Source organism: Streptomyces sp. NPDC060194 (assembly GCF_042728285.1).
Lineage (GTDB): Bacteria > Actinomycetota > Actinomycetes > Streptomycetales > Streptomycetaceae > Streptomyces.
Map to the genome: position 1 here is coordinate 1 of NZ_JBHWZH010000130.1, position 15,988 is coordinate 15,988.

Consider the following 15,988-nt stretch of genomic DNA (forward strand, 5'->3'; position numbering starts at 1 on the left):
GCCCCCGAGCGAGCGGGGGCCGGCGCCGCGGCGGTTCAGGAGCGGCGCTTGCGGCGCGCGAGCGCGATCAGCCCGGCGCCCACGACGAGCACAGCCCCGGCGATGCCCAGCGGCAGCGCGGGGTCCGAGCCGCCGGTCTCGGCGAGCGGCTGGGAGTCCGAGCCGCCGCCGTCGGGGGTCACGCCGGACTCGCCGCCGGCCGTGCTCCCGGCGGTCGCGCCCTCCCCGTCGATCTCCTCCCCGGAGCCCGCGGCCGGGCTCTCGCCGCCCGAGGGGTTACCGGAGCCCGTGTCCTCGTCCTTGCCCGCGTCGTCCCCGCCCGGCGTGCCCGAGTCGGAGCCGGAACCGGAGTCGGAGGAGCCGGACGCCGCCGGTGCGCCGGCCGCGAAGCCGTACGCGCCCCGGTCCGGGGCGCCGCCCCGCGCTACGCCGGCGAGCGGGGTGCCCGAACCGATCGCCGGGGAGCCCTGCGCGAGGTGGAAGTCCGCGCCCGCGTCCTTGCCGGGGTCGGTCAGCTTCGGGTCGGCGATGACGTCGTGCGCGCCCCTCGACTCGGGCGCCTTTCCGCCGAAGTACACGTTGTAGTCGTAACGGACGTTCTCGTTGCGGGACCTGCTGTTGGTGGACTGCCCCGGCCGGCCGTAGGAGATGTTGTTGAGCAGCCGGACGTCGGTGCTGCTGTTGGCGAAGATGTTGGCGTACGGCGCCTCCATCCGCTTGCTGCGGCCGTTGAGGTACGCCGTGTTGTTCACGATGTCGACGTAGCGGCTCTTGTAGGAGTGGATCCCCGAACCGCCGTTGTCGTAGCTCACGTTGCCCGCCACCAGGATGCGCCCGTTGTAGGCGGGCCGGCCCTTCGCGGGGTCGCCCTTGGTGGTGTCGACGATGATGCCGTTGCCGTCGGAGTAGCAGCGGCAGCCCTCCCACTTGACCATCGTCTCGTTGTCGTGGACGCGGTTGCGGGTGATGCGGATCTTGTACGTGCGGGAGTCGCCGGCGGTGGTGTCGCGCGGGGTGAGGACGGAGATGCCGCTGGCGCCGTAGACGGTGTACCAGGCGTTGCCGTAGACGTGGTTCTCGGTGATGTCGACGTGGTCGGCCTCGATGGCGTTGATGCCGCCGCCGGCGCAGTCGTGCACCGTGTTGCCGGTGATCTCCACGTGGTGCGGGAACGCGCCGCTCTCGCGGTTCTTCTCCACGGAGATGCAGTTGGTGTTGTACGTCGGGTCCGTCTTGCTGTAGGTGCGCTCGGCGTCGGCCAGGGACAGGGCGGCGTTGTTGCCCTTGACGTCCAGGCCCTTGACGACGATGTGGGAGGCGCCGTACACGCTGATACCGTTCCAGCCCTGCTTCGGGTGGATCACCGGGTGGTGGCCTGCGTAGGCGGTGAAGGTGATGGGCGCGCCGGCGCGGCCCGAGCGCTTCACGGTCAGCACGTTGGAGCCCTTGCGCGGCTCGGAGTAGGTGCCGTTCATGACCGCGACGACGTCACCGGGCTTCGCCACGTCGGCGGCCCTCTGGATGGTGCGGAACGGCGATCCGGCCGAGGTGCCGGGGTTGGAGTCGTTGCCGGCGGCGCTCACGAAGAGGGTGGGCGCGGGGTCCTTCGCCGGCAGCGAGGTGCGCATGACGGGCGCCTCGACGGGGGCGGGGGTGCGGATCGGCGCGGGGCTCTTCACCGGGACGACCGGCGCGGGGCTGCTGGGGGTCGCGGGAGCCTGCGCGGACGGCGTGACCTGCGCCGCCGTGTCCCGCGCGTCGGAGGCGCTCCCCGACGGGAGCGCGACGACGACGCTCGCGACGAGCGCCGCCACCCCGGCGCCGACCGTCGCGGCCGTCACCTTGGCGGAGACGCCGGTGAGGACGCCGTGGTCGCCGCGGGGGCGGGCCGAACGGAGGCCGCGCCCGCGGGGGGCCTGCCAGTGGGAGGCCGTCTCGAAGGGGCGTCCGGCCGCGTCGGGGGAGGCCCAGCCGCCGGCCTGGTCGGCGCCCGGCGAGGTCCAGCCGCCGGTGTCGGCCGGGAGCGGGGAGGCGTCGGGGGCCGGCTGCCCGGCCCACCCGCTCGCCCCGGCCGCACCCTGCTCGCCCGTACGGCCCGGCAGCAGCAGCGGCAGGCCGGCGAGCAGCCGCTCCGGCGCCACCAGACGGCCCGTCGCCGTCCCGCACACGTCGCAGCCGCGCAGGTGGCGGGCTATCCGCTTGCGCAGCAGCGGGCTCGGGGAGGGCGCGCCCGCGCCCGCCACGTCGACGAGCTCCGCGCAGCGCGGCTCGCGGGACAGAGCGCGCACGACCGTCCGCGCCACGTCCAGCTGCGTCTTCATCCGCTGCACCTGCACCGCCAGATGCGCGGTGGGGACCTTCGTCGCCGCCGCGATGTCCTTGCGGGACAGCCGCCCGCACGCCTCCAGCCACCAGAGCGAGAGCAGGTCGCGGTAGGACGGGTCGAGCCAGGCGGTGGCCGCGGCGACCTGCCGCTGCTCGGCGGTGAGCGACTGGCGCAGCAGGAACAGCGTCGCGAAGTCCGGCTCCGGCGCGTGCCGTTCGTCGGCGTGCTCCAGCGTCGTCAGCCGGCCGGACCGCGCCCGGCGCCGGGCGTCGGTGAGCTGGCGCACCGCGATGGCCACCAGCCAGGAGCGGAACTTGCCCGCCTCCCGCAGCTCCGGCAGGGCGCGGATCACCGCGACCATCGTGTCCTGCACGATGTCGTCGACGTCGAGGTCGGACTCCGCCGCCCGGCCGACGATGTTGTACACCAGCGGCAGCGAGCCGGCGCTGAGCCGCTCGACCGCGCCGCTGTCACCGTCCTGGGCGGCCTCGACCGTACGGCGGTCCGGAAACGTGTCGGCCCTGTCGGCCCGGTCATGTCGCATGGGAGACATCCTCGTACGAGGGCGGTGGTGGCCGCCCTGGTGGGTGGTTGCAACACCAGGAGACGAGGGCGGCCGCAGGGCATAACACTTTCCTCTCCCGTACCCCCGAAAAAGAAGTTCCCGCACGGGGGTTGTGATGTGGTGCGCTGATATACCAGCATGCCGCCATGCCACAGACCGACTATCCGGCAGGTGGTGCGGGCGCTCCGGCCCCGCTCTCCCTGCCCCCGCTGCAGCAGGCCGTCTCGCGGACCGACCGGGTGCGCGACGCGCTGCGCCAGGCGATCCTCGAAGGGGTCCTCCCCCCGGGGAAGGCCCTGGTGGAGCGCGAACTCGCCGAGCTGTACGGCGTGTCCAAGACCCCGGTGCGCGAGGCGCTCAAGCAGTTGATCTCCACCGGTCTGGTGGAGGTCAACGTCTACAACGGCGTGAGCGTCCGCCGGCCCGACGACCGCCTGGTGCAGGAGCTGTACTCGGCGCGCGGCGCCGCGGAGTCCGAGGCCGTGCGGCTGGCCGCGCTCCGGCTCGGCGCCACCCCCTACCCCGGGGCCCGGCAGGCCCTGCAGGAGGCGACCGCGCTCATCGGCTCGGGCGAGACCCGGGGGCTCGGCGTCGCCAACCGGCGCTTCCACCGCGAGCTCTACACCGCCTGCGACAACCGGTTCCTGTGCGGCTTCATCGACCAGCTCCAGGACCTGACCGCGTTCGTCGCCGGCCTCGGCTGGCGGCTGCGCGCCACCTGGGAGGAGGAGGCGACCGAGCACGCCGCCATCCTCGCCGCCATGGAGCAGGGCGACGCCGACCGCGCCGAGCTGCTGACCCGCGCGCACATCGAGAAGGCCCGGCGCACCATCACCCACGCGCTGCGCGACGAGCCCGGGGCGGGGCGATGAAGGTCGAGGTCTTCGCCCACCCGCTCTCCTTCCGCGACCGGCCCCGTGCCCAGGCGGAGCACCTCGCCGGCAGCGGAGTCGACGGCGTGCGGCTCGCCTTCGCCTACCACGGCGGCCGGTGGCTGCTCACGACCAGCGACCCGTGCGCCGTCGCCGACTTCCGGGCCGGCCGGTGGTTCCACGACGACTCCGCCCCGGAGCCCGCCGGGACCATCCGCCCGCAGCTCCCCGTCCGCGGGGACGACGCCACCGCCGCCACCGCGGCGCTCCGCGGGGCCGGGCTCTCCGTGACGGCCTGGCTGGTGGGACTCCACCAGTCGGGCCCGGCCGGCCGGCACCCCGGATCCGCGCTCCGCAACGTCTTCGGCCACCGCTACCGCCACGCCCTGTGCCCCGCCAGGCCCGAGGTGCGCGACTACGCGGCCGACCTCGTCGCCCGCACCGCCCGCCGCCCCGGCGTGTCCGGCCTCGAACTGGAGGCGTTCGGGTACCTCGGCTGGCAGCACCAGAGCGCCCACGACAAGCTCGGCACCCCGCTGCGGCCGGTCGACCGCTGGCTGCTCTCGCTCTGCTTCTGCCCCGCCTGCGCCGCCCGGTTCACCGCCGCCGGCGTCGACGTGCCCGCCCTCACCCAGGCCGTCCGCGCGGCGCTGCGCGCCCAGCTCGACGCGCCCCGCCCGGCCGGCGACCCCGCCACCGACGCCCGGGCCGTCCTCGGCGACGACCTGCACGCGACCGTCCTCGCCGTCCGGGCGCGGGTGACCGAGGAGCTCGTCCGCACGGCGGCCGAGGCGGCCGGCGGGCTGCCGGTCTCCGTCCGCACGACGGCCGACCCCCACGCCTGCGACGGCAAGTCCGCCGCCGGCTTCGACGCCCTCGCGGACGCGGCCGGCGGGCTCACCGTCACCGACCTGTCGGGGGACGCCGGCGCCCTGCGCCGCGACCTCGCGGCGGCCGCCCGCACCGGCGCGCGGATCTCGGCCGGGTGGAGCCTGGCCGCCGACCGCACCACCGACGAGGCGCAGCTCGCGGGCGTCGCCGCGGACGCCCGGTCGGCCGGGGCGGACGCCCTCGTCCTGTACGCCTACGACCTCGCCCCCGCCGCCCGCCTCGCCTGGCTGCGCGGCCTCGGGGCGGCCCGGCCCGCCGCGCCCACGACCACGTACGAGTCGGCACCCGGCACCACGACCGCTGCGGCGGCCGGCCTCGCGATCGCCGGGCCCCCTTCCGCTGCCGCGCCTGGAACCGCGGGGGAGGCGGCGCTCGGCCCCGCGACTGCCGCGGTGACCGCCAGGCCTTCTCCCGCCGCGCGCACGACCGCACCCCTGTCCGTACCCCCGACCCCGGAGCCGGTGAGATGACCGGATACCTGATACGCCGTATCGCCCAGCTGATCCCCGTCGTCCTCGTCGTCTCCCTGGTGCTCTTCCTGCTCCTGCGGCTGATGCCGGGCGACCCGACCCTCGCCATCCTCGGCCAGGAGGCCACCGCTGAGGACCGTGCGGTGCTCCGCTCGGACCTCGGCCTCGACGTGCCGCTGTGGCAGCAGTTCACCCAGTGGCTCGGCGGCCTCGTCACCGGCGACCTCGGCAGCTCCTGGCTGACCGACGAGCAGGTGTCCGCGGTCATCACCGAGCGGCTCGCCGCGACCGTCGAACTCGGCCTGATCGCGCTGCTCTTCGCCGTCGTGATCGGCATCCCGGCCGGCATCGTCGCCGCCGTCCGGGCCCGCACCCGCACCGACACGGTGCTCAACTCCACCGGTCTCGTGGCCCTTTCGGCCCCCCACTTCTACCTCGCCGCCCTGCTCATCCTGGTCTTCGCCCTGTGGCTGAGGATCCTGCCCGCGTCGGGCTACGTGCCCTTCACCGAGGACCCGGTGCAGAACCTGCGGCACATGGTCCTGCCGGCCGTCACCATCGGCTCCACCATCGCCGCCGTCACCATGCGGCAGACCCGCGCCGCGCTCCTCGCCGCGTTCGGCGAGGACTACATCCGCACGGCCGAGGCCTCCGGGCTCTCCCGCCGCCGGATCGTCGGGGTCTACGCCCTGCGCAACGCCGTCGTGCCGGTCGTGACGGTCGTCGCGCTCCAGATCGGGGCGCTGATGAGCGCCACCGTCGTCACCGAGACCGTCTTCACCGTGCCGGGCATGGGGACCCTGATCGTCAACGGCATCTTCAGCCGGGACCTGCCGGTCGTGCAGGGCGCGGTGCTGATGGTGGTGGTGTTCGTCCTGCTGGTGAACCTGCTCGCCGACCTCGTCTACGCGTGGCTGGACCCGCGCATCACGTACTGAGCCCGTCCGCACCGCGTCCACGCGCATCCCGCACCGCGCCCCACCGCACCCGCATCCCGCACCGCACGCCCCCGTACGCCTCTCCTGGAGCGCCGATGGCCACCGACCTCGCGCCGAAGGTCTCCCGCAGGCCGGTCCTCGACCGACTGCGCCGCGACCGCCGCGCACAGATCGCCGTACCCCTCCTCTTCCTCCTCCTGCTCGCCGCCGCCTGCGCCCCGTTCATGTCCGACGCGGTCCGCGCCACGGACACCGACCAGCTGCTCGCCGGGCCGAGCGCCGACCACCTCCTCGGCACCGACGAGATCGGCCGGGACGTCCTGGCCCGGGTGGTGGCCGGCTCGCTGGTCACCGTCGCGGTCGCCACGCTCACCGTGGGCGCCGCGCTGGTCCTCGGCACGGTCCTCGGACTGGTCGCCGGCTACCGCGGCGGCTGGGTGGACGCCCTGGTCATGCGGGTCTCCGACGGCCTGCTCGCGTTCCCCCTGCTCGTCCTCGCCCTCACCGTGGTGGCCGCGCTCGGCCCCGGGCTGCGCAACGCGCTCATCGCGATCGCGGTGGTCGCCACCCCGCGGTTCGCCCGGGTCGTCCGCGGCGAGGTGCTGTCGCTGCGGACCCGGGAGTGGGTGGCCGCAGCCCGGATCGTCGGGGTCACCCGGTTCACGATCATGCGCCGCCACCTGCTGCCGCACCTCGCCGGAACGCTGCTCGTCTTCGCCGCGCTCCAGGTGTCCACGGCGATCATGGCCGAGGCCGCGCTGAGCTTCCTCGGCCTCAGCGTCCAGCCCCCGCAGCCCAGTTGGGGCGCGATCGTCGCCAGCGGCACCGACCACCTGTCGGCGAGCTGGTCGCTCAGCGTCTTCCCCGGCCTCGCCATCCTGCTCACCGTCGCCGCGTTCAACCTGCTCGCCGACGCCCTGCGCGACGCGCTCGACGCGCACCGCCCGGAGCTCGCTCCGACGCGCTGAGACCACCGCGCGTGCAGCTGCCCGGGTGCGTCCCGTCACAGCGCGCGCCGCAGAACCGAAGGGAGCGAGCCGCCCCCGCCGTACCTCGTCGACCGCGTCACCACGCGGGCGCGTACCGGAGCAGTGACGCGGCCCGAACCGCCGTCGCCCGCATCCTCGTTGACCGCACCGACCGCACCGACCGCACCGACCGCACCGACCGCACCGACCGCACCGACCGCACCGACCGCACCGCACCCGCACCACCCGCACCCGCACCACCGCGCCCGTGTGCAGAGACCGCCGTGCCCGCGCGCCGGGACCCCCGTGTCCCGGGCGCCGCCACCGCCGTCCGCCGGGCCCCGCACCCACTCCGTTCCTTTCCGTTCCTTCCGAACAGGAAGTGCCTCGCCATGCCTCTCGCCTCCTTCCCCGTGCCCCGCCGCACCGTCCTGGCCGGCGCCGCCGCGACCGCCGCCGTCGCCGCGCTCTCCGGCTGCGGCGGCTCCGGCGACTCCACCACCGGTGCCTCCGGCGGCACCCTGACCGCGGGCTTCGACAACGAGCCCGTCACCCTCGACCCGGCCCTCAGCTCCGCGATCTCCTCGGACCGCAACGTGCTGAACCTGTTCTTCGACTCGCTGCTGCGCCAGCGCCGCGACGGGACCTTCGAGCCGGCCCTCGCCACGAAGTGGACGGAGAAGGGCACCGAGGTCGTCCTCGAACTGCGCCAGGGCGTGGAGTTCCACGACGGGACGCCCTTCGACGCCGAGGCCGTCGTCTTCAACCTCAAGCGGATAGCCGACCCGGCGACCCGCTCCACCAAGGCCGCCGCCCTCGCCTCCGTCACCGACGTGAAGGCCACCGGCGCCCGGACGGTGACCCTCACCCTCAAGGCCGCCGACCCGCTGCTGCTCACCCAGCTCGCCCACGAGCCGGGCATGATCGCCTCGCCCGCCGCGCTGAAGAAGGGCGCCGAGACGTTCGGCCGCAAGCCGGTCGGCACCGGCCCGTTCGCCTTCCGGCGGTGGCGCTCCAAGGTGCAGCTGACCGCCGAGCGCAACGCGAAGTACTGGGGCAAGGGCGAGGACGGGCAGTCCCTGCCGCTCCTGGAGAAGGTGGTCCTTCGCTTCGTCACCGAGGCCAAGGTGCTGCGCGCCGAACTCGCCACCAAGGGCGTGCAGTTGGTCCGCGCGCTACCGCCGGAGGAGTACAAGCAGCTGGCGGCCGACCCGAAGATCAAGATCACCGACGAGGGCGTGCGGCGCAACTACTACGCCTCCCTCAACGTCACCAAGGGCCCCTTCCGCGACCCGCGGGTGCGGGCCGCGTTCGCCCAGGCCGTCGAGCGCGACGCCGTCGGCAAGGCGGCGGCCGGCGGCGACTACGACATCGCCCCGTCCTTCGCCACCGCCGACGACTGGTTCTACGACGGGTCGATCGCGCCGCTGCCCCACGACCCCGCGAAGGCGCGCGCCACCCTCGACAAGGCGGGGCTGCGCGGCAAGGTCCCGATCACCCTCCTGGCCCGCCGCCGCGCCCCCGACCCGACGGTCGCCGAGCTGCTGCAGAGCCAGCTCACCGCGGCCGGGTTCGCGCCCAAGGTCGAGGTCCTGGAGTTCCAGACCCAGCTGGAGCGGATGCAGCGGCAGGAGTTCGACGCGGCGATCCTCGTCATCGACATCCCGCGCCTCGACCCCTCGCTCTCGTTCGACCCCTACTTCGCGAGCGACGGGCCGAGCAACTGGTCGGGCCTGAAGGACTCCAAGCTCGACGCGCTCCTCGACGAGGGGCTGAGCACGGACGACCAGGCCGCCCGCAAGGCCGCGTACGTCGAGGTGCAGCGGCGCATCGTCGCGAACAACTACTGGGTCTTCCTGCACCAGGCGAAGTCGCCGCTGATCCACAGCGCGGACCTCAGGGGGATCGCCCTCGACGTCGACGGCCAGTGGCGGCTCGAGCGCGCCCGGCTCGGCGCGTAGGGGCCGGCCGTGACGCTCCTCGACATACGCCACCTCGGCGTCACCTTCCACGGCGGGCGGGGCGAGCCCCCCGTCCGGGCCGTGGACGACGTCAGCCTGCGGCTGGACGCGGGGGAGACGCTCGCCGTCGTCGGCGAGTCCGGCTCCGGCAAGACGGTCACCGCGCTCAGCCTCCTCGGCCTCAACCCGCCGGCCCCCCGCTGCGAGACCACCGGCTCGATCCTCCTCACCGACGAGCCGGGCCCGTCCGACCGGCCGGGCGAGCCGCCCCGGCCGGGCCGCACCACCGAGTTGGTCGGGCTCGGCGCCCGGGACTGGCGGGGGATCCGGGGTGACCGGGTCGCGATGGTGTTCCAGGACCCCGGGACCGCGCTCAACCCGCTGCTCACCGTCGGCACGCAGATCGCCGACGCGGTCCGGGCGCACGCCCGGGTCGGCCGGGCCGAGGCCCGGGAGCGGGCCGTCGAGGCCCTGACCCTGGCCCGGATGCCCGAGCCGGGCAAGCACCTGAAGAGCTACGTGCACGAGCTGTCGGGCGGCATGCGCCAGCGCGCCGCCATCGCGCTGGCCATCGCCTCCCGCCCGCGGCTGCTCATCGCCGACGAGCCCACCACCGCGCTCGACGCCGCCGTCCAGGCCGAGATCATGAGCATGCTCGGCGCGCTCTGCGACGACCTCGGCATGGGCCTGATCCTCATCACCCACGACCTGGGCGTGGTCGCCGAGCAGGCCGACCGGGTGGCGGTCATGTACGCCGGCCGGATCGTGGAGAGCGGCCCCACCGGGCAGGTCCTCGCCGACCCGCGGATGCCGTACACGCAGGCGCTGCTCGCGGCGACGCCGCGGCTCGACGCCCCGGCCCGCACCCGCCTCGCTTCCGTCGAGGGCCGGCCGCCCCGGCTGAGCGGACCGCCCACGGGCTGCTCGTTCGCGCCGCGGTGCCCGGTGAGCGAGGAGCGGTGCGAGCACACCGTGCCCGCGCTGCTCACCGTCGGCGGGAGCCACGACGCGGCCTGCCTGTTCGCCGACGCCCCGCGAGAGCGGCCCGCGGCGGCCGCCGCGGAGGTGCCGGAGACCCTGCAGGACGACGAACGGGCCGCTCCCCTCGTCGAGTTCGACGAGACCGTCCTGCGCTACCCCGTCCGCAGCGGGGCGCTGCGCCGGGTCACCGGGCACGTCGACGCGGTGAACCAGGTCAGCCTGAGCGTCGAACCGGGCCGCACCCTCGCCCTGGTGGGGGAGTCGGGGTCGGGCAAGACCAGCCTGACCAAGCTGCTGCTGCGCCTGGAGACCCCCACGGCGGGAGCCGTCCGCTACGACGGCATCGACGTCCGCCGGCCGACGCCCGCCGAACTGCGCAGGCTCCAGCGGGAGATCCAGGTCGTCTTCCAGAACCCGTACGCCAGCCTCGACCCGCGGCTGACCGTCCGGGAGATCCTCGCCGAGCCGATGCGGGTGCACCGGCTCGACGCGGCCGAGCCGCAACTGGAGGCGCTGCTGCGGGACGTGGGGCTCGACTCCTACGCCCTCGACCGCTTCCCGTCGGCGTTCTCCGGCGGACAGCGGCAGCGCATCGCGATCGCCCGGGCGCTCGCCCTGCGGCCGAAGCTGATCGTGTGCGACGAGGCCGTCAGCGCGCTCGACGTCTCCGTGCAGGCGCAGATCCTCAACCTGCTCGCCGACCTGCAGGCCGAGCACGGCATGGCCTACCTCTTCATCACCCACGACCTGGCCGTGGTGCGCTCCGTGGCGCACCGGATCGCCGTCATGCGGCACGGCCGGATCGTCGAGGAGGGCCCGGCGGACCGCCTGTACGCGGACCCCGCCCACCCCTACACCCGCGAACTCCTCGCGACCGCGCCGGGAGCCCGGCGCGACGGCGCCGACGACGGCCTCGTCGGCACCGGCGCCACCCGCAGCGACAAGGAACGGAGCAGTACATGGCCAAGGTGACCCGCGTCCGCCTCACCTCGATCAACACCCCCCGGCACAACAGCATCACCTGCGGGCACGTCCTGGTCGAACTCCTCACCGACGACGAGTCGTTGACCGGCTTCGGCGAGATGTCCGACCTCCAGCACCTGCCCCGCTACCACCTCGACGTCCCCGACCTGGAGGGCGTGCTCAACGAGCTCCTCGTCGGCCTCGACGCGCTCCAGCTCACCGAGATGGAACGGCGGATGGAGGCGAACTTCCCGCAGGCCGGATACATCTACGACAAGAGCCGCGCGATCAAGTGCGGGGTGGACATCGCCTTCTGGGACCTCGCGGCGAAGCAGCTCGGCGTGCGGGTCTGCGACCTGCTCGGCGGGGCGGTACGGGAGTCCGTGCCGATCGCCTACCCGATCTTCCGGCAGCAGCACGAGGAGGACGTCGAGCGGAACCTCGCGATGGTCGAGCGGCGGCTCGCCGAGGGCTTCACCTTCTTCCGGGTGTACGTGGGGCGCCGGCTCGACCTGGACGAGCGGTTCCTGCGGACGGCCAGGGAGCGGTTCGGGGACCGCATATCGATCAAGTCCCTGGACTTCTCCAATCTGTTGGACGCGAAGGCCGCCTGCCGCTTCGCCGAGAAGGTCGCCGACACCGGCTACGAGCTGATCGAGTCGCCCGCCCCGCACCACGACGTCCGCGGCCTGGTCCAGGCCCGCGACCGGCTCGCCGTCCCGATCAGCGAGCACGTCTACAGCTACCGCTGGGCCCTTGACCTCGTCGCCGCGGACGCGGTGGACGTGTTCAACGTCAGCGTCATCGCGATCGGCGGGATCACCCCGGCCCGGCGGGTCTTCGCGATCGCCGACGCGGCCGGGAAGTCCTGCCTGGTCGGCACCACCCAGGAGCTGTCCATCGGCACCGCGGCGGCGGCGCACGTCGCCATGGCGATGCCGTCGGTGACCGTGCCCAGCGACCCCGTCGGACCGCTGCTCTACACCCGCGACGTCGTCACCGACCCCGTCCGCTACACCGGCGGCCTGCTGTCCGTGCCCCAGGGCCCGGGACTCGGCATGACCCTCGACCCGGACCTCGTCGCGGCCTCCGCCGGTCCGCTGACCTGGGCGGCCACCACCGCGGCCGCGGTCGTCGACCGCCAGGCGGCCGCGTCGTGACCGCGCCGGACGGAGCGGGCACCCCTGCGTCGGCGGAGCCCGCGACCGGCTCCGGGCGCGCCACGGCGGCCGGCCCCGCGGCCGCCCTCGGACCCGGGCCCGTCGCCGGGCGGTTCGCCGGGCGGGTCGTCCTGGTCACCGGCGGGGCGCGGAACATCGGGCTCGCCATCGCGTGGCGGCTCGCGCAGGAGGGGGCGGCGGTCGCCGTCAACGGCCCGGACGCCGCGGAGGCGGAGGCCGCGGCGGCCGCGCTGCGGGCGAAGGGGTTCGCGGCGCTCGCCTGCCCCGGGGACGTGTCCGACGCGGGGCAGGTCGACGCCTGCGTGGCGCGGGCGGTCGACGGCCTCGGCGGGCTCGACGTGCTGGTCAACAACGCGGCCGCCCCCATGCTCGGCCGCGGGCCGCTGCTCGACCTGGACGTCGCCGACTGGGACCGCAGCTTCGCGGTGAACGTGCGCGGCACGTTCCTGTGCACGGTCGCCGCCGCCCGGGTGATGCCCGCCGGCTCCGCGATCGTCAACATCTCCTCCGTCGGCGCCACCCGCGCCCACCGCGCCGCCGTCGCCTACGACGCCGGCAAGGGCGCCGTCGACGCGGCGACCCGGGCGATCGCGCTCGAACTCGCCCCGCGGGGCATCCGCGTCAACGCGGTCGCCCCCGGACCCGTCGTCAACGACCGGTTCGCCCTCCTCGACCTCGACCAGCGGCGCGACCGTGCCCGGCCCGTCCCACTCGGCCGGGTCGGCGACGGCTCCGACGTCGCCGCGGCGGTGTCGTTCCTCGCCTCGCCGGACGCCGCGTTCGTCACCGGCCAGGTGCTGAACGTCGACGGCGGCCTGAGCGCCCAGCTCCGGCCGCCGGGCGCCGACCCCACGCTCGACGCCCCCGCCTCCGACCGCCCCGCGCCCTGACCCGACCGTCCCGCACCCGACCGCACCAGGTCCGGCCACCGACATCCGGCCACCGAACCCCCGGGCCCACCGCCCGCGCCCACGTAAGGAAGCACGACATGACCGAGACCCCCCGGCCGCACCTCGACCCCGAGGACCTGGCCGCCCTGGGCGAGGCCAGCACCGCCACCATCACCACCCAGCTGTTCAAGCACGGCCTGCGCAACACCTTCCTGGCCGGCCTCACCTGCGTCACGCCCGACGCCCGCCGCATGGTCGGCGAGGCGTTCACCCTGCGCTACATCCCGGCCCGCGAGGACATCGACACCCTCGAGGTGTACGACGACTACGACCACCCGCAGCGCGTCGCCGTCGAGCAGGCGGGCCCCGGCCAGGTCCTCGTGGTGGACTGCCGCGGCCAGGGCCGGGCCGCCGCCGCCGGCAACATCCTGCTGACCCGGATGGCCGTCAACGGCGCCGCCGGACTCGTCACCGACGGCACCCTGCGCGACATCGGCGAGATCAGCCGGCTCCCGCTGCCGGTCTTCGCCACCGGGGCCGCCGCCATGACCAACCTCGCCCAGCACCACGCCGTCGACCTCCAGGTCCCCATCGGCTGCGCCGGCGTCGCCGTCTACCCCGGCGACGTGATGGTCGGCGACGAGGACGGGGTGGTCTGCGTGCCGCGCCACCTCGTCCCCGTCATCGCCCACCAGGCCCGCGAGCAGGAGCGCCAGGAGGCGTTCATCGCCGCCCGGGTCGCGAACGGCGCCCCGCTGCGCGGCACGTACCCGCCGGACGAGGCCACGCGCCGCGCCTACGACGAGTCCCGCGGCGCGCTCCCGCTGTCCGACTGACCGCGCCCCCCGAGCCCCCCAGCCCCCGGAGCACCGGCGCCCCGCCGGCGCTCCGGGCCCGCACCACCCCGTCCCACCGTCCGAGCCGCCCCGCCCTCCCCCCGAAGGCAGGAACCATGAAACGAGCCGCACCCGCCCCCGTCCGCCCCGCCGGCCTGCGAAGAGGCCTCCCCCTCCTCCTCTCCGGCGCCCTCCTCGGCGCCCTCGTCACCGTCACCACCGCCGGACCGGCCGCCGCGGCGGACCTGTCCAGCACCTTCGACACCGTCAGCCCCGGCTCCGCCGCGCCCGGCTGGACCACGGCCGGCGACGTCACCGTGCAGGACGTGGCCGGCACCGTCGACCGCAGCCTGCGGCTGCGCGACACCTCCACCACGGCCGCCACCACCGCACGGGCCGCCTTCGGCACCACCTCGCAGACGGTCGTCGCCGGGTTCCGGCTGCGTGCCTCCCAGACCACCGCGACCGTCGGCGTGCACCTGGACTCCAGCGGGGGCCACAGCGTCACCGTCGCGATGAGCGCCGCCGGCCGCCTCTACACCTACGACGGCACCGCGCAGAGGGACCTCGGCGCGTACGCGCCGAACCGCTGGTACGACATTCGCGTCGTCGCCCGCCCCGGCACCGCGAGCGCCGACGTCCACGTCGACGGCGAACGCCGGGCCGCCGGGCTCGCCTTCCGCACCTCCACCACCGCCCTCGACAGCCTCCAGGCCGGGGTGTCCGTCGGCGACACCGGCACCGCCCACCTCGACGACGTCCGCACCACCGTCGAGTCGTCGCCGGCCGGCTGGCCGCAGCTCGGCACGATCGCCCCGCGCTCGGCCGCGCAGGTCGGCTCGTCCAAGCTGCTGATCGGCGCGGAGACCCTCGACCGCGGCTACGTCGACTACCGGGCCGCCGCCCCCTACCTCGGCCGCCTCGGCGCCACCGGGGTGCGCCTCCAGGGCGGCTGGGCGAGGACGGAGAAGACCAAGGGCGTCTACGACTGGACCTGGCTCGACGAGATCGTCGACGACGCCGTCTCCCGCGGCGTCAAGCCCTGGCTGCAGCTGAGCTACGGCAACGGCGCCTACACCGGCGGCGGCGGCTCCGGCCTCGGCGGCCAGATCCCCACCTCCGCCGAGGCCCTGACGGCCTGGGACGCCTGGGTGACCGCGATGGTCCGGCGGTACGAGGACCGGGTCACCGAGTGGGAGATCTGGAACGAGCCCAACCTCGGCGGCATCCCCGCCGACACCTACGCCGACTTCTTCGCCCGCACCGCCGCCCGCGTCCGCGCCGAGCAGCCGGACTCGGTCATCTTCGGCCTCGCCGAGGCCGGGATCGACGTCCCCTACGCCGAGGACTTCCTCGTCCGGCTCGCCGCCCAGGGCAAGGCCGGCCTGCTCGACGGCGTCTCCTACCACCCGTACAACCCCAACCCCGACGACGTGTGGACCTACCAGCAGATCGGCAGGCTCCGGACGCTGGTGAACCAGTACGCGCCCGGCGCGGTGGTCCGCCAGGGCGAGAACGGCGCGCCCAGCCGGCCGGGCAGCTTCGGGGCGCTCGGCGACCTGGACTGGACCGAGCTCAGCCAGTCCAAGTGGTTCCTGCGCCGCCTGGTCCACGACCTCGGCCAGTCCATCACCACCAGCGCGTTCAGCCTCTCCGACCTGCACTACCCGTCGAAGGTCAACAGCAAGGGGCTCCTGCAGACCAACACCGACAAGACGATCCGCTACGCCAAGCCCTCCTACTACGGCGTCCAGGCCCTCGCCTCGGTCATCGACAACTCCCTCCAGGCGAAGCCCCAGTCGACGTTCACCACCGACTCCTCCACCGCCCTGACCGTGCAGCGGTTCGCCAAGCGCGACACCGGCCGCCAGGTCGTCGGCGTCTGGAACGGCACCGGCAAGCCGAACGAGTCCACCGCCCGCACCCCCGTCCGACTCACCCTGCCCGAGGGCGACTTCGCCGACCCCGTCTACGTCGACCTGCGCACCGGGGCGGTGTTCGACATCCCGGCGGCCGACTGGTCGGTCTCGGGCGGCACGTACACCTTCCGCAACGTGCCGGTGTACGACTCGCCCGTCCTCATCGCCGACCGCTCCACCGTCCGGCTCTGACCCCCTGAGGGCCCCCGCGCGCACCGCACCGGTGC

General features: G+C 74.8%; 11 protein-coding genes. 10 read left to right on the forward strand and 1 reads right to left on the reverse strand.

The window, feature by feature from the left end; genetic code table 11:
• Positions 1-35: 35 nt before the first annotated feature.
• The gene (locus ACFWEG_RS23295) at positions 36-2,870 is read right to left on the reverse strand and encodes a sigma-70 family RNA polymerase sigma factor (protein WP_387218385.1); all 2,835 of its coding nucleotides are present in this window, start codon (positions 2,868-2,870) and stop codon (positions 36-38) included.
• Positions 2,871-3,037: 167 nt separating this feature from the next.
• Between ACFWEG_RS23295 and ACFWEG_RS23300 the strand changes: the two genes are divergently transcribed.
• From ACFWEG_RS23300 to ACFWEG_RS23345, 10 genes are all read left to right on the forward strand, one after another.
• A complete protein-coding gene (locus ACFWEG_RS23300; protein ID WP_387218388.1) occupies positions 3,038-3,763 on the forward strand; it encodes a GntR family transcriptional regulator in 726 nt (241 codons plus the stop codon).
• The gene (locus ACFWEG_RS23305; protein WP_387218390.1) at positions 3,760-5,124 is read left to right on the forward strand and encodes a hypothetical protein; all 1,365 of its coding nucleotides are present in this window, start codon (positions 3,760-3,762) and stop codon (positions 5,122-5,124) included. The genes ACFWEG_RS23300 and ACFWEG_RS23305 overlap by 4 nt, the downstream gene beginning before the upstream one ends.
• Positions 5,121-6,062, forward strand: a complete 942-nt coding sequence (locus ACFWEG_RS23310) for an ABC transporter permease (RefSeq protein ID WP_387218393.1) — start codon at positions 5,121-5,123, stop codon at positions 6,060-6,062. Before ACFWEG_RS23305 ends, ACFWEG_RS23310 begins: the two co-directional genes overlap by 4 nt.
• A 95-nt stretch (positions 6,063-6,157) precedes the next feature.
• Positions 6,158-7,030: an ABC transporter permease gene (locus ACFWEG_RS23315; RefSeq protein ID WP_387218396.1), complete on the forward strand. Its 873-nt coding sequence runs from the start codon at positions 6,158-6,160 to the stop codon at positions 7,028-7,030.
• A 392-nt stretch (positions 7,031-7,422) separates the two neighbouring features.
• On the forward strand, positions 7,423-8,991 hold the full coding sequence (locus ACFWEG_RS23320) for an ABC transporter substrate-binding protein (protein ID WP_387218398.1): 1,569 nt from the start codon (positions 7,423-7,425) through the stop codon (positions 8,989-8,991).
• 9 nt (positions 8,992-9,000) lie between these two features.
• On the forward strand, positions 9,001-10,944 hold the full coding sequence (locus ACFWEG_RS23325; protein ID WP_387218401.1) for a dipeptide ABC transporter ATP-binding protein: 1,944 nt from the start codon (positions 9,001-9,003) through the stop codon (positions 10,942-10,944).
• Positions 10,932-12,095, forward strand: coding sequence for a mandelate racemase/muconate lactonizing enzyme family protein (locus ACFWEG_RS23330; RefSeq protein ID WP_387218403.1), 1,164 nt, complete (start codon positions 10,932-10,934; stop codon positions 12,093-12,095). The genes ACFWEG_RS23325 and ACFWEG_RS23330 overlap by 13 nt, the downstream gene beginning before the upstream one ends.
• Positions 12,092-13,006: an SDR family NAD(P)-dependent oxidoreductase gene (locus ACFWEG_RS23335; protein WP_387218406.1), complete on the forward strand. Its 915-nt coding sequence runs from the start codon at positions 12,092-12,094 to the stop codon at positions 13,004-13,006. Before ACFWEG_RS23330 ends, ACFWEG_RS23335 begins: the two co-directional genes overlap by 4 nt.
• Positions 13,007-13,104: 98 nt before the next feature.
• Entirely contained in the window at positions 13,105-13,842 is a 738-nt protein-coding gene (locus tag ACFWEG_RS23340) for a ribonuclease activity regulator RraA (protein ID WP_387218409.1), read from the forward strand.
• A 116-nt stretch (positions 13,843-13,958) separates the two neighbouring features.
• Complete coding sequence (locus tag ACFWEG_RS23345; protein ID WP_387218412.1) at positions 13,959-15,953, forward strand: hypothetical protein; 1,995 nt, start codon at positions 13,959-13,961, stop codon at positions 15,951-15,953.
• The last annotated feature ends 35 nt before the right edge of the window (positions 15,954-15,988 follow it).